Genomic DNA, 25913 nt, shown 5'->3' on the forward strand with positions numbered 1-25913 from the left:
AAGCGGCAAGAAAGAGCGCGCATCGCTCCCGCCCCCGTAGCCTGGGTTGAGCAGAGCGATACCCAGGGCAACCTTCCCGGGTGTCGCTGCGCTCGACCCGAGCTACATCAGGATGATTGGCTAACCATCAACCTACTCCAGCACCTCGACCGGCATGCCAACCTGCAATTCACCACTACCGTGGTTGATCAGGTTCTGCCCGAAGAGAATTTCGCTTTCGCGCTGGCGGTAGCTGCGCAAGGTGGTCAGCGGTTCGCGATCGGCGCTGCGCTCGCCGGTCTGCGGATCGATGGTGGTGATGATGCAGCGTGAGCAAGCCTTGGCAACCGTGAACTCGACATCGCCGATGCGAATGCGCTTCCAGCTATCCTCGGCATAGGGCTCACTGCCCTGCACCACCAGATTGGGACGAAAACGCAGCATTTGCAGAGGGCGACCAACCCGAGCCACCAGGTCGTCGAGTGAAGCCTGGCCGATCAGCAACAGTGGAAAGCCGTCGGCGAACCCGACCTTCTCATCCCCTGTCACGTTGCCTTCGATATAGCGCGCACGCTCCGCGGGTACATGTACCAACCGACAGGGCTTGCCGATGAATTCGCTGACCCAGGCCGCCGCCTCGTCGCCAGCGTCCGGCACGCGCATACTGTCGCGCCAGATGATCACTCCACGCAATGCCTCGTCGGGATCCGGCAGCGCCACGTCGAGAGAAGGCCTGTCCGGTGCCTCGAGGGTCAGGCCGCCGGCCTGATTCCAGCGCGCCGTCAGGCGGCTCATCTGTGGGAAGGTACGCTGGGTCAGGAAGCGGCCGTTCTCCTCGCTCGCCAGCATCCAGCGGCGATCACCGGCCACGCCCAGACCGTCGAGCTGCAGACTGGGCAACGACTCGCCGATAGCGGACTTGAGAGGAAAACGGTAGAGCGAGGAAAGGTGCATGGCCCGGCGTCCTGACTAGAGCTAAACGGCGGTTATACGCAAACCGCCGCCGCGGCTCAAGCCAGGCGCGTAGCGCTGAGCGCTTACTGCTCGTCGAGCGCCAGCCGCTCGCGAATCACGTCGACCAACTTGTCGGGCTGGAATTTGGAAAGGAAGTTGTCGCAACCCACCTTCTTCACCATCGCATCGTTGAAGCTGCCGGATAGCGAAGTGTGCAGCACCACGTACAGATCACGCAGACGCGCGTCCTGTCGAATTTCGGTGGTCAGACGGTAGCCATCCATTTCCGGCATTTCGGCATCGGTGAAGATCATCAGCAGCTTGTCGGTCATCACCTGGCCAGTGTCCGCCCAGGCCTTGAGCATGTTCAACGCCTTCAGGCCATCGGTGGCCACATGCATCTTGATCCCCAACTGCGACAGGGTATCGCGTAGCTGCGACAAGGCCACGCTGGAATCGTCGACCAGTAGCACTTCGCGACCCCGGGCTTTCTCCAGCAGCGGATCGGCCAGACGGTCACTGGAAATACGGGTGTCGTAAGGCACGATCTCGGCCAGTACCTTCTCGACGTCGATGATTTCCACAAGCTGGTCGTCGACCTTGGTGATCGCCGTCAGGTAGTGGTGGCGCCCTGCTCCACCAGGCGGTGGCAGGATGGATTCCCAGTTGAGGTTGAGAATGCGGTCGACGCCGCCGACCAGGAACGCCTGAATCGAGCGATTGTATTCGGTGACGATGATAGTGCTGCGCTCATCCGGCACGATTGGCCGCATGCCGATGGCCTGGGACAGGTCGATCACCGGCAGGGTTTGCCCACGCAGGTGAATGACCCCACAGACGAAACGATGCCGATGCGGCATCAGCGTCAGCTTGGGCATCTGCAGGACTTCCTGCACCTTGAACACGTTAATCGCGAACAACTGCCGGCCAGCCAGGCGGAACATCAGAATTTCCAGGCGGTTCTCACCTACCAACTGTGTCCGCTGATCAACGGTGTCGAGAATACCGGCCATTATTCGCTCCTGTGCGGCGTGATGTTCTTGTCAAGCTATCGGCCAGTCGTTGCATTACTGAAGGCATGGCGTAACGCCATCTTGCACCAGTGGCCGATGGGAAACCAGCGCCGCCATGCTTAGTCATGCAGCAACGGGGATTGTTGTGGAAGATGCACACGTAGCGCCTGTGGCCGCGCGGCAAAACGCATGCTGTGCCCCTCACGTGGCTCGCCGTCGAGGTTCAGATCCAACCCCTCCGGCGCGTCGATTTCCAGCCAGGGCAACCGAGCGCTAACCGATACACCCTCGATCCCTTTCAAGCCGCCAGAGAACAGCGTCCCCAGCGTGCCAACTACATCGGACGCCGCCGGAACGATGCACACATCCAGCAGGCCATCGTTGACTCGCGCGTGGGGGCACAGCACATGGCCACCACCGGCTTGCCGACCATTACCAATGCCCAGGGCGAGAAACTCGCCTTCCCACTCGAAATCAGGCCCCTTGAAGCGACCAAAGGCCGAGCGCACTTCGGCAAAACGGGTCAGGCCGGTAAGCATGTAGGCGGCACCGCCCAGCACGCGCTTGAGATCTTCGGAGGTATTGGCAGTGACGTTGGAGCCAAAACCACCCGTCGCCATATTGAGGAACAGCTGGCCGTCGACCTCACCCAGGTCGATCGGCTGCGCCGGTGTATCGAGCAGCGCCAAAGCATCGGTAGGCACGACCGGAATACCGGCAGCGACAGCGAAGTCATTGGCGGTACCCAGGGGCAGCAGCACCAAACTTGCATTCGTATTGGCCTTGGCCATCGCTTCGGCAATATCTCGCAGTGTGCCGTCACCGCCGCCGGCGATCAGCGTCTGATAACCCGCCTGCAAGGCTTCTGTGACCAGACGCTGGGCGTCACCCGCTTCCCACGTCAGGCGCACGGCCAGATCCCAGCCGCGCTCGCGTTGGGTCTTGACCGCCGTGCGCACCTCTTCGTTGAGGGACTGCTTACCATGAAGGATCAACAGCGCTTTACGCTCTTGCATAACGGCTCCGAAACGGGATTGAAAACGACTGCCTATGCAGACAACGCGCAGGAGAAATAATCACACCGTCCATCTCCTGCTCGCCGACTATCGACTCTACACCTCAGCCGAGTAATTCACTCATTGGAATGAAGTGCAGGCTGTCGCCTTCCTTGAGGGTGGTGCCTTCCAGCACTTGCGCCAGCCCTTCGGCCCAGGCGGCACTGCGCAGCACGCCGGAACTCTGATTGGAGTAAGGCACCACGCTGCCGTTTTCCAGGCGTGCACGCAGAAACTCACGGCGCTTGCCGGGTTTTGCCCAGACGAAGCCCGCCGGCACCGCGAACCCCAGCGGCTCGACCTTCTGTACGCCCAGGCGGCGCAGCAGATAAGGCCGTGCCAGCAGGCCGAAGGTTACCAAGGTGGACGCCGGATTACCGGGCAAGCCAATCACCGGGCGCCCCCGGAACTCGCCGATGGTGAGCGGCTTGCCGGGCTTGATCGCCAGCTTCCACAGGGCCAGCTCGCCGGCCTCGCGCAAGGCGATGCCGAGAAAGTCCGCCTCGCCCACCGACACGCCGCCAGTGGAAAGAATCAGGTCGACATCCTGCAGGGCGCCGAGGGCCTCGCGGGTACGTTCGAGATCGTCGACCAGAATGCCGGCATCGATGACCTCGCAACCCAAGCGCTGCAGCCAGGCGACCAGCAGGTAGCGGTTGCTGTTGTAGATCTGCCCGCCGCCCAATGGCTGCCCCGGCTCGACCAGCTCATCGCCAGTGGACAACACCGCCACCCGGGGTTTGCGACGTACCGGCAACTGCGCCAGGCCAATCGAAGCCGCCAGCCCCAGCTCTACCGGCCCCAGCCGCGTACCAGCGCTGAGCAAGGTTTCACCCTTGCGGTTCTCCTGCCCTTGGGGGCGGATGTTCTGGGCGACTTTCATGGCCTGATCGAAATGCACGCGACCGTCATCGCCGAGGCTGACGTTTTCCTGCATCTCCACCGTATCGGCGCCAAGCGGAACCGGTGCGCCGGTGAAGATCCGTGCACAGGTGCCAGGCTCCAGCGCCTCGGGCGCGGTGCCGGCAAAGATGCGCTGGCTGACCGGCAGCGGCTCGCCCTGCCAGTCGACCAGGCGCAGCGCGTAGCCGTCCATGGCACTGTTCGGCCATGGCGGCAGATCCAGGCCGGCGATCATCGGCTCGGCCAGCACGCGGCCATCGGCGTCGGCCAGATCAACCAGTTCCTGACCTTCGATAGGCGTCGCGTCAGCCAATGCCAGCAGACGCTCCAGCGCCTGCTCCACCGGCATCAGCGGCGAATGCTGCTCGCTCATCCGCGGCTCTCGCAGGGAGCGGCGAGCTTGAGGTGCGGCACGAAATTGCAGGGACGATGACGGGCATCGAGCTGCTCGGCCAGAATGCCGTCCCAGCCGGTACGACAGGCATTGGTCGAACCAGGCAGGCAGCAGACCAGCGTGCCGTTGGCGAGGCCGGCCAGCGCCCGGGACTGAATGGTCGAAGTGCCGATATCGGTGGTCGATATCTGCCGGAACAGCTCGCCAAAACCATCGACCTGCTTGTCCAGCAGGCAGGCCACTGCTTCCGGTGTACTGTCACGTCCGGTGAAGCCGGTGCCGCCGGTGATCAGCACCACCTGCACCACGTCTTCGGCGATCCAGGTGGCGACCTGAGCGCGGATCTTGTAGAGGTCGTCTTTCAGCAACACACGCTCGGCAAGGCTATGGCCAGCGGCTTTCAAGCGGTCAACGAACAGTTGTCCGGAGGTGTCGGTTTCCAGCGTGCGGGTATCGCTGACGGTCAGAACGGCGATATTCAGGGGCACGAATGGCGCATCGGCCTTGTGGCTCATGGCAGGCTTCCAGTTGTCGTGAACAATGGCCGGTGTTATACCACAGCGCCACCGCCGGAGACCCTGCCATGCCTACTTCAGCCCCGCCCCAAAGCCTCTCGGTGGTACTGCTCGCAGGCGGGCGCGGTCAGCGTATGGGCGGCCGCGACAAGGGCCTGGTGCACTGGCAGGAGCGGCCAATGATCGCATGGCTGCACGACCAGGTTCGGCCACTGACCGACGACCTGATCATCTCCTGCAACCGTAATCACGAAGCCTACGCGCCCTACGCCGACCACCTCGTCGGCGATGACAGCGCCGACTATCCGGGTCCGCTGGCCGGTATTCGTGCGGCCCTGCAGATCGCCCGCCACCCTCTCCTGCTGGTGCTGCCCTGTGACGCCCCCAGAGTCGACCGCACGCTGCTCGATGAACTCCTCGCGCTGGCCGGCGATCGCCCGGTCATGGCCAAGCGCGACGGCCATTGGGAACCGCTGTTCGCGATAATTCCCCGCAGCCTTCTACCCTCCCTGGAGCAGGCCTGGCAGGCCGGTCAGCGCAGCACCCAGCGCTGGCTGAAGGATCATCAACCTGTGGCGCTAACCTGCGCGCCAGACGATCCGCGCCTGAGCAACGTCAATTCACCGCAGCTCATTGAGTAGAACGGACTTGCAGTGCAGGCCAGCCAAGCAGTAAATACAGTGGAACTTGGGCTCGAAGCGCCCGTCTTAGCCCAAGTAATCATTCAGCTTCGATTTAAGGAGACATGTCATGAAGCAACGGACTACCGCTGCATTTCTACTCGCGTTCGGCCTGGTTACCCTGGTCGGTTGTTCCACGCCGTCGGTCATCACTCTGAACGATGGCCGGGAAATCCAGACCGTAGATCGCCCTGATTTCGACGACGACACTGGCTTCTACGAGTTCGAACAACTAGATGGCAAGCGCACCAAGGTCAACAAAGACCAGGTTCGTACCGTCAAAGAGCTGTAAGCACCTTTGACCCATCGTGGGCGTAAGCACCAAGCGCTGCGCCCCGATTTAAAATTTTTTGCTAAGCCCTTGTGCTGTAAAACTTTTTCAGTACAATTCGGCGCATTCGGAGTGTAGCGCAGCTTGGTAGCGCGTCTCGTTCGGGACGAGAAGGTCGCAGGTTCGAATCCTGCCTCTCCGACCAGATCCCGGTTTCTAGCAGCTCAAACCTGCTACGAAACACCTCAACAAAGCCCGCCTTGTGCGGGCTTTGTTGTATCTGGCTGCTGGACTAGACCTCGGTATGACAAAGCTCTGCTAACCCCCTCGCGCGTCTGCCACCCGTGAAATCCGCGCTGGTCGAAGCTAGCCGCTACTAGCGCACCCATGGCAGCAACCAGCCAGAAGCGCTGATAGGTCGACATCTGAGGGCGTAATCAGGCTCATGCTGGATGATGGCGCTCTACTTTCTCCGATGTGAAGCACTCGCCCCATGCGGCGCCTTTTTCGGTATCTTCGCAACACCAAGTTGTTCTCTATCCTGCCCAGAGCCTTTGAGCGTGCCTAGATTCCGTCTGTTTTCAGTGGGAGGCGGCTTCTGCCTTGCCGTCTTGCTGGGCCTCCTAGTGGTATTTCTGCTCGATCCGCTGCCGGTACAGAAAGTCCGCAATGCGGTTTTCGACCAGTATCAGCGTTGGCAGCCACGCCATTATCAGGATGCGCCAGTGCGTATCGTCGATCTGGACGAGGAAAGCCTCAAGCGCATCGGCCAGTGGCCCTGGCCTCGCACGCAGGTCGCTGCGCTGGTGGACAAGCTCGAGCAGGCTGGCGCGGCTGCAGTGGTGTTCGACGTACTGTTCGCCGAGCCGGATCGCACCTCACCTACCCAGCTTCTGCGCAACAACCAGTTGCCAGCCGAGTTGGCCGCCGGGCTGGCAGCCTTGCCGGATCATGATGCACAGTTCGCTGATGTACTGAAGCGCGGTAACACAGTGCTCGGATTTGCCGCTGAGCGAAGCGGTCGAGAGGTCGGGCCACCGCTGAGTCGCTTCGGCATGGTGCTGCAAGGCCCCTCCCCGCTTGCGTTCGTGCCGGCCTTCCAGGGCGCTACGCGCCCGTTGCCACAGCTGGAGCAGGCGGCTCGTGGCATCGGTGCCATGACGTTCAGGCCCGATGCTGATGGTGTGGTTCGACGCGTACCGCTATTCGTATCGCTGGCTGGTGAGTTGCGCCCATCGCTGGTGTCGGAGGCCCTGCGTGTTTCACAGCGCACCGGTCGCTACCGGATCATCAGCAGTGAGTCCGGGGTACAGCGGGTCGATATTGGCCAGCTGCAGATTCCGACTGCTGCCAGCGGCGAACTCTGGGTGTATTTCACCCCTCCACAACCCGAGCGCAGCATCCCGGCCTGGCAAGTGCTGGACGGGTCGGCGCCGCCCCTTGCAAACAGCATCATCATGATCGGCACCTCCGCCCAGGGCTTGCAGGATCTGCGCTTCAGCCCATTGGGCGGGATCATTCCTGGGGTAGAGGTTCACGCCCAGGCGCTGGAACAGGTGCTGACGGACACCTTACTGCTTCGGCCGAGTTGGGCGCTGGCGGTGGAGAGCCTGACCCTGCTGCTGGGCAGCCTGGTACTGGGGCTGCTGGCGCTGAACGCTCCCGCCCTGGCATCAGCTGTGCTCATGGTGATAGTGGTCGCGCTGCTCAATGCTGCTGCCTGGTATGGCTTCGTCACTCATAGGCTGCTGCTTGATCTGTTTACCCCATCGATCGGGCTGATGCTGGTGTACGGTGCCACCAGTATCGTGCGGCACATGGCTGCCGAGCGCGAACAGCGCTGGATACAGGCCGCCTTCTCACGCTACGTGTCCCCCAATCTGGTCAGCCATCTGGTGGCACACCCGGAGCGGCTGACACTCGGTGGTCAGCGGCAACTGTGCAGCTTCGTGTTTACCGACATCACCGGGTTTACTTCGATGATGGAACGCCAGACTCCCGAGGCGGCGGTAAGCCTGCTCAATGATTACCTGGAGCAGGTCATTGGCATTGCGTTCCGCCATGAGGGCACGCTGGATCGAATCGTCGGGGATGCGGTGGCGATCATGTTCTCCGCCCCAATCCCGCAGGCCGATCATCAACAGCGAGCGCTTTCCTGCGCACTGGAGATCAATCGTTTTGCCCAGTCCTACGTCGCGTCGTTGCGCGAGCAAGGCATCGAGTTCGGCCAGACGCGCATTGGTGTGCACTGCGGCGAAGTGGTGGTGGGCAATTTCGGCGGCTCGACGATCTTCGATTACCGCGCGCTGGGCGATCCGGTTAACACCACGTCGCGCCTGGAGAGTTTGAACAGGCAGATAGGCACCCTGCTGTGCGTGTCCGAGGCGATTCGTGAGAACTGCCCTCAAGTGCCGATGCGACCGGTTGGCGAAATCGTGCTCCAGGGAAAGGTCGAAGCCGTGCAGGTATTCGAGCCGCTTGAGGCGATGGTCGTGCCCGTTGTTACCTGCGACCAGGCTTACGAGGCCGCCTACCTTCTGCTGGAGAGCGCCGATCCTGATGCGTTGGCGGTATTCGAGAGCCTCAGCGAAGAGCGCCCGGGGGACGGGCTGGTCGCCTTTCACCTTCAACGCCTGCGCAACGGTGAGCAAGGCACCCGCCTGGTGATGGCCCGCAAGTAAAGGCCAGCCGATGCAGGCTTCAGCGGACGGTGACTTCGACCCGCCGGTTGGCGGGCTCCGGTTTGTTGTCCGGGGTTTTCACCAATAGGTTGCCTTCGCCATGGGAAGTAACCACGAGCTCCAGCGCCTGAAGACCATTGTCTTGCAATTGGCGGGCAATGGCACGGGCACGCAACAGCCCCAGTTCTTCGTTGTATGTCTTGCTGCCAACGGTGTCGGTATGGCCGATCACTGAAACTGCCGAAGGCCCGCGTTCCCTGACGGTCTGCAGCACTTCCGGAATTTCCGCCTGAGACTTCCTGGTCAGGCTGGTGCCGCCCGTATTGAAGTACAGCAGATAGCTTTTCGGCAACTCAGGCTGTGCTGCCCGTGCGGCGGAGAAATCCTTGTCGAGCCTGGGTTCATCCACCTGGAACGGCTTGGCGCTGCTGCCGTCGAGGTTCACGGCATAGCCCTTCTGGTCGACGCGAGTGAGACCTTTATCGGTTTTGACCTCAATGGCGCCTGTACTTCCGTCGGGGCTTTCTACCAGCACCACATAAGATTTGGAGGCGCATCCACTGCCCAGCAATGCGAAGAGAAGAACGGCGATTACGTACGTATAGGTTGGAGGCATGCCGTATTCGAACTCAATCGACCTTGACGAGGAAGTGGGTGCCACGCACGCCGATGGTGCCGGTAGGGGTGTTGATCTCGACGGCCTTGGGCTTGAGCTTAGCGATAGTGCCGGAAATGTAATCAAGCGTGCCGTGAGTGATCTTGGCACTGAGTTTCAATTCGTCCTGTGCCGGATCGAAGAGGAACTCGTCGATAGTCAGCTCGCTATTGGGGCCGAAAGACATCACGGTGTTGTCCTTCAGGGTCACCCCCATCGAGCCCGCCGAACCGGTTTTCACCACGCTACCGACGTACAAAGGTGTGCCAATCGTCGCCGATTGCGTTGTGCCATCTATGCTGACGGTGGCCTCTCCCTGTACCTTCATCACGTAACCTATTGATGTAGCTGGCTCAACTGCGAGCGCTGCCGATGCCAGCAATGCGCTGGCAAGTGGCAATATCCTGAAGCGAGCAAACACAGTAATCTCCTTCTTCATTCTATTTCCCTGAGTTGAACTGAGCGTTGCACATCCAGCCGCAGCACCGCTGCGTGGCCGGATGTACGAAGTAGTACGCGATGGGACTCTAGCGCAGGTTGCAGCATGTCATCAGGGCAAATCAAGCCGAGATTCAGACTACGGTTCAAGAGCAGTAAGCTGGTGGTCACCACCTTCCTGCTTTTGCAGCTGGTGCCTATATTGGCGCTTACCCTGGGTGTTCCGCCAGCGGTCTCGCTTTGCCTGTCCATTGTGATAGTGCTGTGCACGATGCCGCTGGTGCTGGGCGGCATGGAAAGCATTGATCGCACCATCAAGTTGCTGATGCAGGACACCCAGAAAATCCGCCAAATGGATTTTTCCGGCGAACTGCCGCCGGCTTCGATGTTCGCCGAAATCGAGACCCTCAATCGCAACCACATCGAGATGAAAGCCGCCCTGCAAAGCCAGACCCAGGCGTTGCAGGCTTCACAGATGAAGCTTTCCAGCCTGGTCGAGAACGGCTTGCTGTTGTCATCCGAGCGTGACCGGGATGCGCTGCTGCGCCATATCCTGATGCAAGGAAAGCGCATCTGTAATGCCCAGGCCGCCACCATGTACCTCAAGACCGAGCACAACACGCTGCGCTTCGCGTTGCGCTCCATGGACGATGAGCTGCCGACCATCGAACTGCCCCTGCATGATCCGCAGACCGGCCTGCCCAACGAACGGCATGTGTCGACCTACGCTGCACTGCACAACGAAACCGTCGTCATAGACGACGTATACGCCGAGAGCCGCTTTGATCTCAGCGGCACCCGCGGTTTCGATAGCGAGTCCGGCTTTCATACCGTCTCCATGCTGACCGTACCGCTGGCGCCACGAGGCGGCGAAGTGATCGGGGTGCTGCAGTTCATGAACGCCCTGGACGTCGAAACAGGCGGCGTGATCGCCTTCTCACCGCAAGTGATGTCATTCATTGGCGCGCTGGCCTCCCAGGCGGCCGTCGCGCTGGAGAACCATAACCTCATCGATTCGCAGCGTGCCCTGATCGACGGCATGATTGAAGTACTGGCCGGCGCGATAGACGCCAAGAGCCCCTACACCGGCGCGCACTGCGAGCGTGTACCGGAGCTGGCGATGATGCTCGCCGAGGCGGCCAGCGATGTCAGCGAAGGGCCGCTGGAGCACTTCCGCTTCACCACTGCAGACGAATGGCGCGAGTTCCGTATCGGCGCCTGGCTGCATGACTGCGGCAAGATCACCACGCCTGAACATGTGGTCGACAAGGCCACCAAGCTGGAGACGATCTACAACCGCATCCACGAGGTGCGCATGCGCTTCGAGGTGTTGTTGCGCGATGCGCAGATCGAGCGCCTGCAGCGAGTGCTCGACGGTCAGGATCGGTTGCAGGCCGATGCGCAGTATCAGGAGCTCGCCCAGGCGCTACAGGATGAATTCGCCTTCATTGCCGGGTGCAATATCGGCGGCGAGCTCATGAACCCCGAGCATGTGGGCACCCTTCACAAAGCGGCAGAGCGAACCTGGTTGCGGCATTTCGATGACCGCCTGGGGCTCTCCCCCGCCGAGTTGGCGCGCGTCGCCGAACTGCCTGGGGCGCCTCTGCCTGCCGTTGAACGGCTACTGGCAGACAAGCAACAGCATATCTTCCCGCGCCCGGAGACCAAGGCGCTCGACCCCAAGTACGGCTTTCAGGTCAGCGTTCCCGAGCACCTCTACAACCATGGCGAGCTCTACAACCTGAGTATCAGCCGTGGCACGCTGACCGCCGAAGAGCGCTTCAAGATCAACGAGCACATCATCCAGACCATCGTCATGCTCGAAAATCTACCGCTGCCTTCGAACCTCAAGCGGGTGCCGGAGTATGCCGGCACCCACCACGAAACCCTGCTCGGAACGGGATACCCGCGAAAGCTGGACAAGAGCCAGCTGTCCATTCCGGCACGCATCATGGCCATCGCCGATATCTTCGAAGCGCTGACCGCCTCCGACCGCCCCTACAAGCAGGCGAAGACACTGTCAGAGTCGATTGAAATCCTGGCTAGGCTTCGCGACAAAGGCCATATCGATGCCGACCTGTTCGCACTGTTTCTGCAGGCAGGACTGCCGATGCGTTACGCCGAGCGCCACCTGCACGCCGACCAGATCGACACCATCGACGTTGATCGTTTCCTGCTGGAGTAACTAGCCCGTAACGCTGCCGAAGGGTCGCACCCTCTTTGAGGGTTCTGTTTGGGACAACCGATATCAACCTAGGGCTGGCGTCTTTGGCTAAATGTTGGTGGAAGTGGGCGGCAGTTACCGGCAAAAACCGTCGTTTGGCGTTTTTGTCATTTCTCTATATAGCCTGCAGGCCAAACGATCAGGACGTAGTTTATGTATATAGGTGAGCTTGCTAAACGGGCGAACTGCACGCCGAAGGCTATCCGTTTGTATGAGCGGATGGGGCTGATAGCCCCTCAGCGCCTTGGCAGCTATCGGCTCTACACCGCACATCATTTGAAGCTTGTTCAGATGATCCGCCAGGCCCAGGCCGTGGGATTCAAACTGGCGGAAATGAGCGAGCTGCTGGCCGCCAAGCAACACCAGGTGCCCTTTCCCCTGGCCCTTGCCAATCAGGGTATCGAAGCCAAGCGCGTGGAGCTGAACGTAGAAATCCAATCCCTGTTAAGTCGCCAAGCTAATCTCACCCAGCTACAGCAACAACTCAACGAGCAATTCGGCCCCGCTTCAGGTGTCAACGCGCCAGCAGGTACGTGAACGCTTGCGTCAGCGCTTCTTGCGCAGGGCGTGGCTGATAATCCAGTTCGGTGACCGCTTTTTCGATGCTGTAACGCTGCTGCACGCCGTAAAACATTCGTACCTGACTTCGCAACAATTCGGCTGGTTTGCCGGTGATGGCTGCACGCTGCTCTTGTAGCCAGGCGATCAGCAGGAGTAATGCCTTGGGTGCACGCGGTGGCAGTCGATAGCCGGGGCAGCAGGCGTTAAGCGCTAAAATCACTTCGGCCAGTGATGATGCTTGCGAGTTCGCCAGAATGTAGCGTTGGCCAGGGCGGCCGCTCTCAGCCGCGCGGATCAAGCCATCGGCGACGTCACGAACATCGACAAAATTGAAATGAAAATTCGGATCAATTACCAGCCTGCGCTCAAGAACGGCAGCGAGAAAGCCCATGGTGTCGGTCAGCCGTGTAGCATTCGGGCCGATGATCGCTGACGGCAATATGGCAACCATCGACAGATCGAGAGCTTTTGCGGTTTCCCATGCAGCACGCTCAGACAGAATCTTCGAAAGGTAGTATGGATTCTGCGCCTCGGTGTTCCAGATAGTTTCATCCAACCGCTTGCCGTTGTGCCCCACGGCGGCCACCGAGCTTACATACACCACGCGTTTGACGCCCGCCTCGGCAGCAGCATGCAATACGTTTCGTGTGCCCTGCACATTGACCTCAACGATTTCGGCGTACGGTTTTTTCGCCCAGTGCTTGAACACAGCTGCCACTTGGTACAACACGTTGACGCCTTTCAAGGCATGGCGCAACGAGTCTGGATCTAGCAATTCGGCACGAACCACATGGCAGCCGAGCGCGTTCAAATCGGTGGGCTGTTGCGGGTCACGAACGCCTGCGCGCACCTGCTGCCCTCTGGCGAGCAGTTCCTTGACCAAGGTGTTGCCCAGATGCCCGTTGGCACCGGTGACCAACGATAGCGTTTGCATACATAGCCTTATCCACGAAACGTGGAATTCGAAGCGGATAAGACATCGTGAGGGTTGACCATAGGGGCAGAGTCAACGAGAACGGGAGCAGATTGATTTTCTACTTTAAAAAGCCGTTCTTGGCATCCGCTTTCGGCCAGAAGCGGTTCCTCAAGTCTGCGTGTCCAACGTCTGAAGTCGACGCCGGGGGAAGATGCTTTTACGGCGCATCACACGCAGGTCGACCAGTTCGCGCAGGGGCAGTAAGAGGAATACCTTCCGCCGCATGATGTTCCCATGGTGGGCAAGGCGACCAAGCCTCAACAAGCTTATCGATGAAGAGTCGAATTTTTGGAGAGAGGTGCCGCTTGCTAGGGTAGATAACCCGAATAGGCTCGGCAGCCTCCGCATATCCTGCAAGCAATTGAACAAGCTTGCCGCTCCGCAAATCATCGTTAACCACGTAGGAAGGCAGAGTCGCAATACCCAGGCCAGCTAAAGCTGACTGGTGTAATGACTCAGCACTGTCCATCTGTAGCCTTCCACCATGAGTAACGGACACAGAGCCACCATTCACGCGAAAATTCCAAGGAAGCAATCTCCCACCGCTCACGAAATGCAGGCACTGGTGCTCGGATAAATCCTCAGGCGTTTTAGGCTCGGCATGCTCAGCCAAATACTTGGGGGAAGCGCAGGTAATCATTTGTTGGTAGGCCACAGTGCGCGTTAACAACCGAGAATCTTCCTTCGGTGACCCGATGCGCATGGCCAAATCAAATCCCTCATCGATCAGATCGACCAGCCTGTCAGAAAAGGTGATATCCACGCTCAGGGAGGGCCAATCCTTAAGACAGCACTCAATGTGCTGAAGGACATGGAGTCTACCCAACGCAACCGGCAGACTCATCCGCAGTCGCCCACTGGGTGTCGAACGACGAAACGCAAGGGCATCCTCCACGTCATCCAGATCCTGAAGAACGCCCACACAGCGCTCATAAAGAACCTGGCCGTCATCGGTCATGCTCAAACTACGCGTGGTGCGATTCAGTAGACGTACCTGTAAACGAGCCTCGAGCCTGACTATCGACTTTCCCACTGCAGAGCGCGTGAGGCCAAGCTGTTTTGCCGCCGCAGTAAAGCTTCCAGCGTTTACCGAGCTTACAAACGCGGCGATATCATTCAGGTTATGGAGTTCCATGCGACCTCTGGGGGTCTCAACGTTCGGGCGGCTTAGCACCTGTTATGGGGAACCCTATTCCCCAATACTAAGCATAGTATCTCAATTAGACAATCCACTCCCAACAATCAATTGAGGTCATTATGAACACTAAAGTACAAGCAGCCGTCCAAACCTGGGCCAACAGCCTTAGCGATCTGGTACCCGTTCTTAAGGGAATCGATACCACCACAAAAATGAGCGACATCCGCGACTCTTACGCAAAAATGCTCGCGCAAAATCCAGCGCCAGCTGGCGTTAAATTCGAAGCAGTCGACATGGGCGGCGTACCCGGCACACTGGTCACTCCGGACGAGATCAAAACCGATGCGGTTGTGATGTACATCCACGGCGGCGCCTACATTGTAGGTCGTCCAGACGGCTACCACGGCATCGGCGGCAACTACGCGAAAATGCTCGGTGCACGTGTGTACATGCCGGACTATCGCCTTGCCCCTGAGCACAAGTTCCCAGCCTCTATTGACGACACACTGCGCGCCTACGAGTGGCTGCTTGAGCAGAAAATCCCGGCTAACAAAATTGCATTCTGTGGCGAGTCGGCTGGCGGCGCGATGGTTGTCAGCGTCATGGTTGCGGCTAAATCGAAGGGGCTTCCATTGCCTGCGGTTGGCTCCTCCATCTCGCCATGGGCGAACCTTGAACACACCGGTGCTTCCATGAGCAACCGTGAAGGTCTGGATCCTCTGAACTCCAAGCCTGTCTTGGACATACTCGCCAGAGCATTCCTAGGCGGCACATTGGCCAATCATCCTCTGGCCTCACCAGTGTTCGCGGACGTCACCGGTCTTCCACCAATCTTGGTGCAGATCGGCGAGAACGAGCTGATGTTGAGTGATGCAATGCGCCTTGCAACTCACCTGGCTGATAACCGCGTTCGCGTGAACCTGGAAGTATGGCCTGCGATGTTCCACGCCTGGCACTTCTACGCCACCATGCTGCCAGAAGGTCAGCAGGCTATGGAGAGTTCCGTTCGCTTCATCGAGAGTGGCTTGGCCGACGCTAACCGCTAAAGCGCAGACCGACCGTGACAGTTTCCGGCTGTCGCGCCTCGCCCTTTGGCATTCAGCGAGTCCGCCTCGCTCATGGCATCCACCACGGCCTTTGCGCTACGCAGGTAGGCGGCGCCTTCTTCAGTCAAGGTGAGCATCCGGGAGCCGCGCTGGAACAAGCGCACCTGCAGCCGATTCTCCAGCCGGGTGATCAGCTTGCTCACGGCCGATGGCGTCATCTTGTGCACCCGGGCAGCGGCCGAGAAACTGCCACATTCTGTGGACCAGATGACGAAGGAGTCATAGCGCTTCTTGGTGCAGAACCACCAATAGATCGAGAAGACGATGATCATCGGCACCGGGAACAGCAGAAACGCCAGGCGCCAGTTCTCCGGGCCGTAGGCATTGAGCAGCGCACTGATCGCCAGACCGCCAATCAGTGTGCCCCATGGATACCCGGTGTGGTGCAGGCCCAAGGCAAAGCCACGGCGCTCTTTAGACCACCACTCGGACACCGAGGTGACCTCAATGGCCTCCCCGGCACCACCAAATGCGTGGGAAATAATCTGCAAGGCCACCAGCATGCCCAGCGAGGCGGTCAGAAAGTTCAGGCCCGTCAGGAAGGTAAACAGCGTGTAGGCAATGACTATAGGCAGGTGGCGATACTTGCGCATCCAGCCCTGCCCACCCTTGTCCGCCCAGATCATGCACGGTACTGCGATCAGAGACGTGGCGACCGTGATGATGGCGGCCAACAACCCCGTCAACTCAGGACTGGTCTTGAATTCGCTGGTAATGGAGGGCAACAACATGAAGAACATCTGGCGAGAGTTCGCGTCCATGGCATAGACCAGCCAGAGCAAAATCATCGCGCCCCAAGAAGCGGCGCCCGCGCCCTTGGAAACTTTTTTCAACGACAGCATGACACCGGCTTTTTCTTGCGCGAGTCCCATAGGGGAGTCTCCGGATAATTTTATTTTTATTGTTCCGAGTGATCGTGCAGGGCGAGCATCGGACTACCAGTGGCGAGGGAAAGCGTCCCGATCCATTGCGCTTGAGACTACGACTGATAAATATCCATCCGATATAGGCAGAAAATCATACCTGCTTTGAATTTTCGGTACAGGTCGGTGCTGTAGCGCCGGAAACGACACCGCGCTGCCCGGCTCAAACAAGCCAAGCTGCGAATGTGCTGTGTTTGGTACTGCAACGCGAAAACACCATCCGCACACCGGGCGCGAGTAAGAAAAACACAGTGGCGTGATACGTCTGTTTAACCCAATCTATGACCATCCTGCTGGCACCCGATGTCGGGTTGGCGAAACGGGTGTTCCTGATCGCTCTATAGAGAGTCGCGTTTAGATGCTCGACCTGAACGACGTTGCTTTATTCGTGCAAGTGGTTCGCAGCGGCAGCTTTGCCGAAGCCGCACGGCAGTTGGGCATGCCGCCCAACACCTTGAGCCGACGCATTCAAATGCTCGAGGCCCACCTCGACACACGCTTGCTGCAGCGCTCGACTCGCAAGCTGACGCTCACCCACGCAGGTCAAGCTTTTCATGACCGCAGTGTGGGTCCAATTGACGGGCTGCTGGGTGCAGGCCAGGAGCTCATCACTGGTAGTCAAGAACCCATCGGGCGCGTGCGTATTGCGGCTATGGCTGACTTTTTCGACTTTTTCCCGATGGAGTGGGTCGGCGGCTTTCTGAGCGTACACCCACGGGTTCAGCTTGATTTCGTGCTCAGTGATGGGCGTGCCGACCTGATCGCCGACCGCATTGATGTCGCGTTTCGCGGAGGCCCGCTACCTGACTCGGGCTATGTTGGCAGGCAGCTCATCCATGCCAGCCGCGAAGGGTTGGTGGCCAGCCCAGCCTATATCGCGACACACGGAAACCCTGGCGCACTTGCAGATCTGCTCGACCATGACAGTGTTAACTTCGGCAATCCCAGTGGTTTCACGACCTGGCGCCTTGTCGGGCCGAGCGGTACCGAGGAGGACGTACAAATTCCCACTCGGTTTACCGCCAACACGGCGCAAGCCTTGCGTAAAGCCACCCTCGCAGGCTTAGGTATCGCGTTGCTTCCACCCGCGCTCACCAGTGTCGACCTCAAGGCCGGCCGGCTAGTGCCAGTGCTGCCGCAGTACCACCGCAAGAGCCACGGCTTACATGTGCTCTATCCAAGCCGTCGGCATTTGCCATTGGCGGTCTCGGCTTTTATCGGGCTGGTGATGGACAAACTCAAGGCAGAAGCCTTCCCGGCCGAGCCATCGCAGTCCGGTTGATGGCTAGGTGTGCAGCGCTAGGGTTTGCGCGCAGAGGCCCAGCGCAATTCTGCTTGGCATCGAACGGCCACTTGCCAAGCGATGTAGAAACTTGCGCGAAAAAATAGCCGTCTTGGAAGATTCTCCAAGCGCCCATCAAAAGATAAATGCGCACCTCCATTACACTCCTAAATGGACGAGTGCAATCCAACTTGGCCATCTTATCTAGTAAACGGGTTAGCCATATTCTTGCGACATCGAGGGCCGACGCTCTCCCACCAATGTCACGAGGATGCCACTCTATGAATACCCCCACTCCCTTGCACAGCTATCAAGATCATGAGCTCGGCTACACCACAGAGCGTACCTACGAGAAAGCGCGCGCCATCGTCCACCGTACTCACGGCCGCGCGCATGGACTGGTCACTCGCCTGGTAAGCCCAGGTGATCTCGGTCAGTTGCTGAAGCCGTTTGTCTTTCTCGATATTTTCAGCACACAGCCGAACGCCAAACCTCAAGGTTTTGGCATGCACCCGCACTCTGGTATCGCCACCCTGACCTTCATGGAAGCAGGCGAAGTGATCTATGAAGACACCACCGGCAAAAAGGGCGTACTACCCACCGGCGGCGTGGAGTGGATGCGCGCTGGTAACGGCATTTGGCATTCGGGCACGCCGGTCGGCGAAGGCGCCATGCGCGGATTCCAGTTGTGGGTCGCCCTGCCCGCGGCGCTGGAAAATGCCCCCCCTGAAAGCCACTACCTCGCCCCTGAGCAGGTTCCCCAGGAAGGCCCGGTGCGGGTGCTGCTCGGTCGCTACGGCAATGCTCAGAGCGCTATCCCGGCACCCGCGGACATGACCTACCTGGCCATCACTTTGAAGGAGGGCGAGCAGTGGCGCTACACGCCGCCAGCCGGTCACGACGTGGCCTGGGTGGCTGTCAGTGAGGGTCAGCTCAAGACAAACAGCACGATTCGTTCTGGCGAACTGGCGGTGTTCGAGGAGTCGAACCAAGCCATCAATTTTGCTGCTCTGGGCAAGACGACCTTTGTCTTGGGCTCGGCCGTTAAGCACCCGCATGAGCTGGTGACCGGCTACTACTCGGTTCACACCAGCAAGGAAGCCCTTGCCCAAGGCGAGGCGGAAATTCAGCGCATCGGTACAGTCCTGCAGCGCAAGGGTTATCGGCCCTGACGCGAGGCGGCGCAAGGATCAAGCATACGAACGCAACCACTTGCCAGGAGTTAACCATGCACATTCTTCACATCGACTCGAGCATCCTCGGGGCCCATTCGGTCAGCCGCACGCTGTCTGCACAACTGGTCATAAAACTGCAGGTGGATACACCGGATGCAGTGGTGACCTACCGCGACCTGTCGGCCGCCCCCATCGCCCACCTGTCCGGCGCCTATCTCGGCGCGCTGCAGAGCCCAGGGAGCGAACAGACACCCGTGATGCAGGACGATCTCACAACCGGCGCCGCCGCGCTGCAGGAGTTCCTTGCCGCCGACATCGTGGTGCTGGGTGTTGCCTTCTACAACTTCACCGTCCCTAGCCAGCTCAAGGCCTGGATCGATCGCGTCCTGGTTGCCGGACAAACCTTCCGCTACACCGCCGAAGGGCAGTTGGAGGGGCTTGCTGGCGGCAAGCGGGTCATTCTTGCGGTTGCCCGTGGTGGCCACTACGGGCCGGAATCGCCCATCGCAGCGATGGAGCACGGTGAAACCTACCTGCGCAGCGTGCTCAGCTTTATCGGTATCCATGACCCGCAGGTCATTGTTGCCGAGGGTATTGCCCTGGGCGCTGAGCAGCGCGCCGCCGCAATCGCTGCCGCAGAGCAACAGATCAGCGCACTTAACGCCTGACCATTCTGGATCGCGCAGCACATACAACAACGCCATAGGTAGGGCCAACCCAGGCAATGCCTGACAAAGCGCTGCTTAGCCTTCAGGGCGCTGACAGCGCTCAACTTTCCGAACCTTCGTTATCAGGAGAACACCATGAGTATTGGCATTATCGGTTCCGGCGCCCTCGGCTCCAACATCGCACGAGCGCTCGCCCAAAAAGGCATTTCCGCCACCCTCTCCAACAGCCGCGGGCCTGCATCATTGGCCGCACTGGTTGCAGAACTCGGCCCCACCATCAAAGCAGGCACAGTCGAAGAAGCCGCACGCGCAAATATCGTGTTTGCCGCTGTGCGCTGGAGCGATGCCGAAGCGGTAATGAGCAGCCTGCCAGCGTGGAATGGCCGTATCGTGGTTGACGGCACCAACCCCGTCGAGTTTCTCGACCCGGATTCGCCCGATGCCAACGACCCGAGCAACCCGCTCGCAGCCTACGGTATCAAAGCAGTCGATCTGGGCGGCAAACACTCCAGCGAGCTGTTCAGCCAATTCGTCCCAGGCGCACGGGTGGTCAAAGCGTTCAACCACCTCGACGTTAATGTCCTGCCAGAGCCAGAAGTCGCGGGCGGCAAACGCGTGCTGTTCTACTCGGGCGATGATGCTGCAGCAAAAGCAGACGTGCGTCAGATCATTGAAGACGCCGGTTTCTACCCGGTAGACCTGGGCTCGTTGGATGTCGGTGGGCCGCTGGCTTCACTGCCCTTCGGTTCGCTGGCCGCACAGAACTTCATCAAGATCTAAGCGTAGCGTTGAGCGCCGGCTCTCGTGGGGGTTGTCTGCCTGGTGCAGCAGCCCTCAGAGAATAGACGGCTGCACTCAGCGATCACCTGCCTGACGCTGTTGCTCACTGCTCGCCAACAGCTCGACGAAGGCACGAACCTTCGCTGGGCGAAAGCGCGCCGCCGGGAACACTGCATGGATACCACCGCTAGGCAGGCGCCACTGCGGCAGCACCTGGATCAGGCGACCATTAACAAGGTCGTCGGCAATCACGTAGTCCGGCAGCACCGACAAACCCGCACCTTGGCACACGGCTTCACGTACAGCGAGTGTGGCATCGAGAAAGATCGAGGCCTGCAAGGTGACAGTCTGCCGCTCGTGTTCGCCGCGTGAAAAAGTCCAGCGCAGGTGCTCGCGCAAAGCCGTATTGGCCACGAACGGCAGTTTGCCGATTTCCTGTGGTTGCGCGAAGCCTGCCACCTGGGCTGCCAGACTCGGCGCGGCAACCAGCAGTTGCTGGAAGGCGCCGATCTTACGCGCTTGCTGGCCGGTCTCCGCCAACCAGCCTACGCGAATGGCGAGTTCGATATTGCCCGACATCATGTCCAGCGTCTGATCACTGAACGTCGCATCGACCTTGCACCCCGGGTAACGCTGGGTAAACGCGGCAATCGCAGGAACCACGACACCGACGCCATAATCAAACGGAGCGGTGATGCGTAAAGTGCCCGTCGGTTCCTGAGACGCATCGCCCAGCTCGTCGAACGCCTCCTCCGCCTCACGCAAGATCCGCGCGCAACGCAGATAAAACGCCTGGCCCACCTCCGTAGTACGCACGCTACGTGTGGTGCGCACCAAAAGAGAGGTTTTGAACTCCCGCTCTAGCCGCGCCACCTGCTGGCTGACCACAGCTTTGGTAATACCCAGGCGCTCGGCCGCCGCCGTGAAGGAGCCGGTTTCCACCACGGTTGCGAAGTAGGTGAGGCGCCGCAGGTTGCTGAAAGCGCCGAGGCCTGTTTCGCCTTGATTGTATGTCTTTAGCATACTCTTCATATATCGCGTGTGTATTTAATAGTCAATCGGCAGCGCCTAAGCTAAGCCTCAAGAAACGGAGGCATCCCCATGAGCAAAACCCTGCAGTATTTGTACGACCCACTATGTGGCTGGTGCTACGGCGCCATGCCAGCGCTTGCCAAGTTGCAAGGCGTGGCCGGCCTGACCCTCGAACTGCTACCGACGGGCTTGTTTACCGGCCAAGGCGCCCGCGCGATGGACACTGATTTCGCCAACTTCGCCTGGTTCAACGACCAGCGTATCGCCACACAGACAGGACAGGATTTCAGTGAGGCGTATCGGCAGTTGGTGCTGGCTGATCGTCAGCAACGCTTCGACAGCGGCCCGGCCACCCTGGCGCTTAGTGCCGTGGCTGCGACAGCCCCGGCTCGGGAGTACGACGCGCTCAAGGCGATCCAGTTGGCGCGCTACGTGGGCGGCCGCGATGTCACCTCAGCAGTTTCACTCGTTGAAATTCTGCGTGCGCTCGACCTGAGCGAAGCCGCTGCACTGCTGGCCCATCCAGAGCCGGCGCTTGTCAGCCTCAATAAGGCGCGCACAAGACAAGCGCAGGAGTTGCTTCAGGCCTTTGCTGCCCGCGGCGTTCCTACTCTGCTTCTCGAATCCGCCGGGCAGCGCTCCGTGCTGAATAGCAGCGCCTTGTTTGCCAACCCAACGGCGCTTATCGAGCAGCTCGCAGCAGCCTGAAACTGTCCACCCCATTGTCAATTGCGCTGTCAGCGCAGCAGGAGAAACTCCATGACCACACGTCGCACTGTCATCAAAGCTGCCGCCACTCTCGGTGCCGCAGCCGCAGTTCTAAGCAAAGGCGCTTGGGCTACCGGCACCGGGCTGAGCTGGCGGCATTTCCCCGCAGGCGAGAACGGTTTCTTCCGCGCGCCAGTACTACTCTCGGGAGCCCGTGAGGCCGTGCTGATCGATGCTGGCTTTACCCTGTCCGACGGCCAAGCCATTGCGCAAGCCATCAAGGGCAGCGGCAAACAGCTGACCACCATCTACATCAGCCAGAGCGACCCCGACTATTACTTCGGCCTGGGCCCGATCAAAGCCGCGTTCCCCGACGCACGGGTAATTGCTGCGCCCGCTACCTTGACCGCCATCCAAGGCAACGTAGCCAAGAAACTGGCAACCTGGAGCCCGCAATTGAAAGAGAACGGGCCGCAGACCCTGGCAGACATCGTCATGCCTGAGGCATTCGACGGCCCGACACTCACACTGGAAGAACATGCCATCGAGATCGTCGACGCCAAATACCTGGCCAACCGTCGCTACCTGTGGGTGCCGTCGCTGAAGGCCATTGTCGGTGGCGTACTGGTGTTCGCCGATGTGCATGTCTGGACCGCCGACACCGCTGGCGCGGAAGGCCGTGCAGCCTGGATCCGTAACCTGGATGCCATGCTCACCCGTAACGCGGCCGTGGTCGTCCCCGGCCACATGAAACCTGCCACGGTGACCGACGCCTCGGCCATCCGCTACACCCGCGATTATCTCCTGGCGTTCGAGGAGGAGCTGGGCAAAGCAGCAGACAGCGCTGCACTGATCGCCGCAATGACTGCGCGCTACCCGGATGCCGGCATGGGCGTTGCCTTGCAAATCGGTGCCAAAGTTGCCAAAGGCGAAATGCAATGGGGGTAACAGTATGAACAATCTGGAGATTATTCGCGCAACCTATGAAGGCAGCTCAGAGGACAATGGCAAGCACCTGCTTGCTACCCTGGCACCGACGGCCACCTGAACCGAGGCAGCGGGCTTTCCGTACGCGGGCACTTATACCGGGCCGGACGAAATTGTCGCCAATGTGTTTAGCCGATTAGCGAGCGAATGGCTGGACTACCGCGCCACGGTTCACACCTACCTCGCCGATGGCGACCGGGTCGCGGCCTTTGGTGTGTATTCTGGTACCTACCGGGCCACCGGCAAAGCCATGAGCGCCACCTTCGCGCACCTATACCGCCTTGAGGACGGCAAGATCGTCAGCATGGAACAGTATGTCGACAGCGCGATCGTTCGACAGGCGATGCTGGGGTAATAACCTCTGCTGAGCATATCGAGGTTCCACGCCTGCGGCTCCTCGTCTAGTAACGCGTGATAGGCCGGATCGAGAAGGTACTTGCCATTGGTGGCACGGTTTGGTGAAGACATCAAAGATTCCGGCAATGGACAGGTATCACCCGCCAGGCTCACCCAAACCGCAGAGCAATCACCAGCGACAGGAAAATAGGGGCAACCACGTGACCGGGGATCAAGGCCGACGCAACATTTCCGGTTCCTGGCGATAGCGTCCGGCAGACATGAGCACTGCATTCTCAGTCCGCTCGCGTGTCAATCCCGTGCTGCTATACCGTTCAAGGCGTAGTAGCTGCGGATGATCTGGCTGTCGTCTGCGCGACCCTCTCCGCGCCCCGAGGTGGCTAGAAAAAGCTGATGCGCGACTGAGGCAATCGGTAGCGCTGCTTTCGCATCGCGCCCAGCCTCAAGGACGATGCCCAGATCCTTGACGAATATATCAACGGCGCTGCTGACCTCAGGATGGGCTTGTAGCATTCGTGGCCCGCGGTCTTTGAGCATCCAGCTCGATGCCGCCGAGCCACCCATGATTTCCAGCAGCACAGGCAGATCGACACCTACCTTGGCTGCGAGCGCAAAGGCTTCGGCGACCACAGCGATGTGCACGCCGCACAGTAGTTGGTTGACGGCCTTGACCGTGGCCCCCTGCCCGGCTCGCTCACCGACATGAAAGATACGCTGGCCAATGCCCTCGAATGTTGGCTGCACCGCTTCGAAGGTGGCGCGTTCGCAGGCGGCCATGATGGTCAGCGAACCGGCCATAGCGCCTGCGGTGCCGCCTGACACCGGGGCATCGACGAAACGGCGCCCCGTTGCCCTCACCCGCTCGGCGATACGCTCGACGGCGGCGGGTGGACAGGTGGCCATCAAGCAGACAATGCCATTCTCGGCCAACGCGGCCAGCGCATCGTTGTCGAACAGTACCTGCTCGGCCTGGACGGCATTGACCACCATCAGAATCAGCACCTCGGCGCCATCGCAGGCGGCCGCCGCGCTCGCTGCCGGCTCACCACCAGCCTCCGCAAGTTCGGCCAGGGCAACCGGGTTGAGATCTATCCCGCGCACAGGGTGGCCGGCGGCCAGCAGGTTCTTGGCCATGGGCAGCCCCATCGAGCCAAGCCCGGCAATTGCAATAGTAGTCATGAGAACTCCTTGCATGACGCGCCCCCGGTGAAAACCGGGGGCGCACCGATCAGTAGAGGATTAAGGCAGGCACGAACGAGACCAAGCCGAGCACGATGATGGCTACCAGATAGAACGGCCAAAGCTCGCGCACCACCGCACCAACCTTCTCGCGTGAAATCGCCGAGGCGATGAACAGCGTGGTACCCACCGGCGGGGTGAACAGGCCGATGCTGAGGTTTACCACCATCATGATGCCGAGCTGGGTCAGGTCGAGACCGATGGCGTTGCCGATGGCGACGAACGTCGGCCCAAGCAGCAGGATCGCTGCTGGTAGGTCGAGGAACATGCCCACCACCACCATGATCAGGTTGAGCATGAGGATGACCATCCACGGCGAACTCAGGGTTTGCGCCGGTCCATTCAGCCACGGCGGTCGGCACGGACTCCACGGTAAGGACATAGCCCACTAGGCTCGAGGCGGCGATCACCAGCATCACCACACCGGTGGTAATGGCGGTGTGTACTAATGCGTCATAGAGCCGGCGCAGGGTCAGGTCGCGATAGACCAGCATGCTCACCATCAAGCCATAGAACACTGCCAGCACACTGACCTCGGTCGGTGTCGCGATGCCGGCGCGCAGCAGGATCACTATGAATGCCGGCATCGCCAGCGCCGGCGTTGCCGCAACGGTAACTCGCAGCACCCCTTTCATGGTGACTTCACTGGCCAGCCGTTTGAAGCCACGCAGGCGCCCCGACAGGTAGCAGGTCAGCATGAAGCCGACGCACAGCAGTAGCCCAGGAACCAAGCCGGCGAGAAATAGCGCGGCAATCGATTGGTTTGACACGGCAGCATAGAGAATCAGCGGAATCGACGGCGGAATAAGCCCGGCGATGGTCGAAGACGATGCTGTGGCGGCAGCAGCAAAAGCGCCAGGGTAGCCCTCGCGCTTCTGCCAGGGAATCAGCATCGAGCCGAGCGCCGACGCCTCTGCTACTGCGGAGCCGGAAACCCCACCAAACACGGTGGAACCCACTACCGTGACCTGCCCGAGCCCGCCATGGAAACGGCCGACCAGCATGGTGGCGAAATCGATCAGGCGCTTGCCCAGCGTACCACCCATCATCAGGCTGCCCGAGAGCATGAAGAATGGAATAGCCAGCAGCGGGAAGCTCTGCGTGGGCTGAAAGATCTTCACGATTGCCGCTACGCTGGGGATGCCGCCGACGGTGACAGCCGCAACACCCGAACTGATCAGCAACGCGTAGCCGACCGGCAACGCCAGCCCCAGCAGTA

The 25913-nt window shown here is 60.1% G+C and carries 24 protein-coding genes, 1 tRNA gene and 3 pseudogenes; 14 read left to right on the forward strand and 14 right to left on the reverse strand.

Annotated features, from left to right (window positions below; all coding sequences use genetic code 11):
• Positions 1–132 precede the first annotated feature (132 nt).
• From ACZ0AI_RS09390 to moaB, 5 genes are all read right to left on the reverse strand, one after another.
• Positions 133–933: an MOSC domain-containing protein gene (locus ACZ0AI_RS09390; RefSeq protein WP_463565508.1), complete on the reverse strand. Its 801-nt coding sequence runs from the start codon at positions 931–933 to the stop codon at positions 133–135.
• A gap of 83 nt (positions 934–1016) precedes the next feature.
• Entirely contained in the window at positions 1017–1946 is a 930-nt protein-coding gene (locus tag ACZ0AI_RS09395; protein ID WP_463565509.1) for a chemotaxis protein CheV, read from the reverse strand.
• A 119-nt stretch (positions 1947–2065) separates the two neighbouring features.
• Complete coding sequence (yegS, locus tag ACZ0AI_RS09400) at positions 2066–2962, reverse strand: lipid kinase YegS (protein WP_463565510.1); 897 nt, start codon at positions 2960–2962, stop codon at positions 2066–2068.
• A gap of 103 nt (positions 2963–3065) precedes the next feature.
• Positions 3066–4277, reverse strand: a complete 1212-nt coding sequence (locus ACZ0AI_RS09405; protein WP_463565511.1) for a molybdopterin molybdotransferase MoeA — start codon at positions 4275–4277, stop codon at positions 3066–3068.
• Positions 4274–4813, reverse strand: a complete 540-nt coding sequence (moaB, locus tag ACZ0AI_RS09410) for a molybdenum cofactor biosynthesis protein B (protein WP_225833648.1) — start codon at positions 4811–4813, stop codon at positions 4274–4276. The genes ACZ0AI_RS09405 and moaB overlap by 4 nt, the downstream gene beginning before the upstream one ends.
• A 68-nt stretch (positions 4814–4881) precedes the next feature.
• Between moaB and mobA the strand changes: the two genes are divergently transcribed.
• From mobA to ACZ0AI_RS09430, 4 genes are all read left to right on the forward strand, one after another.
• A complete protein-coding gene (mobA, locus tag ACZ0AI_RS09415) occupies positions 4882–5454 on the forward strand; it encodes a molybdenum cofactor guanylyltransferase MobA (protein WP_463565512.1) in 573 nt (190 codons plus the stop codon).
• Between the two features lie 109 nt (positions 5455–5563).
• Positions 5564–5785 (forward strand): YgdI/YgdR family lipoprotein, encoded by a 222-nt coding sequence (locus ACZ0AI_RS09420; protein WP_225833652.1) that lies wholly within the window; start codon positions 5564–5566, stop codon positions 5783–5785.
• A gap of 107 nt (positions 5786–5892) precedes the next feature.
• Positions 5893–5969: transfer RNA gene (locus ACZ0AI_RS09425), tRNA-Pro, on the forward strand.
• A gap of 355 nt (positions 5970–6324) precedes the next feature.
• A complete protein-coding gene (locus tag ACZ0AI_RS09430; RefSeq protein WP_463565513.1) occupies positions 6325–8445 on the forward strand; it encodes a CHASE2 domain-containing protein in 2121 nt (706 codons plus the stop codon).
• A 19-nt stretch (positions 8446–8464) separates the two neighbouring features.
• Here the strand turns inward: ACZ0AI_RS09430 and ACZ0AI_RS09435 are convergent, their stop codons facing one another.
• Together ACZ0AI_RS09435 and ACZ0AI_RS09440 are read right to left on the reverse strand one after the other, a co-directional pair.
• Positions 8465–9061 carry an OmpA family protein gene (locus tag ACZ0AI_RS09435; protein WP_463565514.1) on the reverse strand — a complete coding sequence of 199 codons (597 nt, stop codon included), beginning with the start codon at positions 9059–9061 and terminating at the stop codon, positions 8465–8467.
• Between the two features lie 13 nt (positions 9062–9074).
• Positions 9075–9539 carry a FecR family protein gene (locus ACZ0AI_RS09440; RefSeq protein ID WP_225833658.1) on the reverse strand — a complete coding sequence of 155 codons (465 nt, stop codon included), beginning with the start codon at positions 9537–9539 and terminating at the stop codon, positions 9075–9077.
• A 162-nt stretch (positions 9540–9701) separates the two neighbouring features.
• Between ACZ0AI_RS09440 and ACZ0AI_RS09445 the strand changes: the two genes are divergently transcribed.
• Both ACZ0AI_RS09445 and ACZ0AI_RS09450 read left to right on the forward strand, forming a co-directional pair.
• Positions 9702–11723 (forward strand): HD domain-containing phosphohydrolase, encoded by a 2022-nt coding sequence (locus tag ACZ0AI_RS09445; protein ID WP_463565515.1) that lies wholly within the window; start codon positions 9702–9704, stop codon positions 11721–11723.
• A gap of 192 nt (positions 11724–11915) precedes the next feature.
• Positions 11916–12299, forward strand: a complete 384-nt coding sequence (locus ACZ0AI_RS09450; RefSeq protein ID WP_463565516.1) for a MerR family transcriptional regulator — start codon at positions 11916–11918, stop codon at positions 12297–12299.
• On the opposite strand, the gene ACZ0AI_RS09455 is transcribed toward ACZ0AI_RS09450, so the two are convergent.
• Both ACZ0AI_RS09455 and ACZ0AI_RS09460 read right to left on the reverse strand, forming a co-directional pair.
• A complete protein-coding gene (locus ACZ0AI_RS09455) occupies positions 12277–13257 on the reverse strand; it encodes an NAD-dependent epimerase/dehydratase family protein (RefSeq protein WP_463565517.1) in 981 nt (326 codons plus the stop codon). The genes ACZ0AI_RS09450 and ACZ0AI_RS09455 overlap by 23 nt on opposite strands.
• Positions 13258–13456: 199 nt before the next feature.
• A complete protein-coding gene (locus ACZ0AI_RS09460) occupies positions 13457–14434 on the reverse strand; it encodes a LysR family transcriptional regulator (protein WP_463565518.1) in 978 nt (325 codons plus the stop codon).
• Positions 14435–14556: 122 nt separating this feature from the next.
• On the opposite strand from ACZ0AI_RS09460, the gene ACZ0AI_RS09465 reads away from it, so the two are divergent.
• On the forward strand, positions 14557–15483 hold the full coding sequence (locus ACZ0AI_RS09465; RefSeq protein ID WP_463565519.1) for an alpha/beta hydrolase: 927 nt from the start codon (positions 14557–14559) through the stop codon (positions 15481–15483).
• 53 nt (positions 15484–15536) lie between these two features.
• On the opposite strand, the pseudogene ACZ0AI_RS09470 reads toward ACZ0AI_RS09465, so the two are convergent.
• A pseudogene (locus ACZ0AI_RS09470) lies at positions 15537–15752 on the reverse strand (LysR family transcriptional regulator); the annotation flags it as partial.
• A 42-nt stretch (positions 15753–15794) separates the two neighbouring features.
• Positions 15795–16415, reverse strand: a pseudogene (locus ACZ0AI_RS09475) (MFS transporter); the annotation flags it as partial.
• Between the two features lie 409 nt (positions 16416–16824).
• On the opposite strand from ACZ0AI_RS09475, the gene ACZ0AI_RS09480 reads away from it, so the two are divergent.
• The 4 genes from ACZ0AI_RS09480 (at position 16825) to ACZ0AI_RS09495 (ending at position 20371) form a co-directional block, all read left to right on the forward strand.
• Complete coding sequence (locus ACZ0AI_RS09480) at positions 16825–17748, forward strand: LysR family transcriptional regulator (RefSeq protein WP_463565520.1); 924 nt, start codon at positions 16825–16827, stop codon at positions 17746–17748.
• A gap of 281 nt (positions 17749–18029) precedes the next feature.
• A complete protein-coding gene (locus ACZ0AI_RS09485; protein ID WP_463565521.1) occupies positions 18030–18920 on the forward strand; it encodes a pirin family protein in 891 nt (296 codons plus the stop codon).
• A gap of 56 nt (positions 18921–18976) precedes the next feature.
• Positions 18977–19591 carry an FMN-dependent NADH-azoreductase gene (locus ACZ0AI_RS09490; RefSeq protein WP_463565522.1) on the forward strand — a complete coding sequence of 205 codons (615 nt, stop codon included), beginning with the start codon at positions 18977–18979 and terminating at the stop codon, positions 19589–19591.
• A gap of 135 nt (positions 19592–19726) precedes the next feature.
• Complete coding sequence (locus ACZ0AI_RS09495) at positions 19727–20371, forward strand: NADPH-dependent F420 reductase (protein WP_463565523.1); 645 nt, start codon at positions 19727–19729, stop codon at positions 20369–20371.
• Positions 20372–20446: 75 nt separating this feature from the next.
• Here ACZ0AI_RS09495 and ACZ0AI_RS09500 read toward each other — a convergent pair whose 3' ends face one another.
• Complete coding sequence (locus tag ACZ0AI_RS09500; protein WP_463565524.1) at positions 20447–21394, reverse strand: LysR substrate-binding domain-containing protein; 948 nt, start codon at positions 21392–21394, stop codon at positions 20447–20449.
• Positions 21395–21472: 78 nt separating this feature from the next.
• Between ACZ0AI_RS09500 and ACZ0AI_RS09505 the strand changes: the two genes are divergently transcribed.
• The 3 genes and pseudogenes from ACZ0AI_RS09505 to ACZ0AI_RS09515 all read left to right on the forward strand — a co-directional run.
• A complete protein-coding gene (locus tag ACZ0AI_RS09505) occupies positions 21473–22111 on the forward strand; it encodes a DsbA family protein (RefSeq protein ID WP_463565525.1) in 639 nt (212 codons plus the stop codon).
• 51 nt (positions 22112–22162) lie between these two features.
• Positions 22163–23059, forward strand: coding sequence for an MBL fold metallo-hydrolase (locus ACZ0AI_RS09510; RefSeq protein ID WP_463565526.1), 897 nt, complete (start codon positions 22163–22165; stop codon positions 23057–23059).
• Between the two features lie 130 nt (positions 23060–23189).
• Positions 23190–23453: pseudogene (locus ACZ0AI_RS09515) on the forward strand (nuclear transport factor 2 family protein); the annotation flags it as partial.
• Positions 23454–23746: 293 nt separating this feature from the next.
• Here the strand turns inward: ACZ0AI_RS09515 and ACZ0AI_RS09520 are convergent.
• The gene (locus ACZ0AI_RS09520; protein ID WP_463565527.1) at positions 23747–24634 is read right to left on the reverse strand and encodes an NAD(P)-dependent oxidoreductase; all 888 of its coding nucleotides are present in this window, start codon (positions 24632–24634) and stop codon (positions 23747–23749) included.
• Entirely contained in the window at positions 24631–25896 is a 1266-nt protein-coding gene (locus ACZ0AI_RS09525; RefSeq protein WP_463566121.1) for a TRAP transporter large permease, read from the reverse strand. Before ACZ0AI_RS09525 ends, ACZ0AI_RS09520 begins: the two co-directional genes overlap by 4 nt.
• Between the last annotated feature and the right edge of the window lie 17 nt (positions 25897–25913).

The organism is Pseudomonas sp. AC355 (assembly GCF_979258205.1).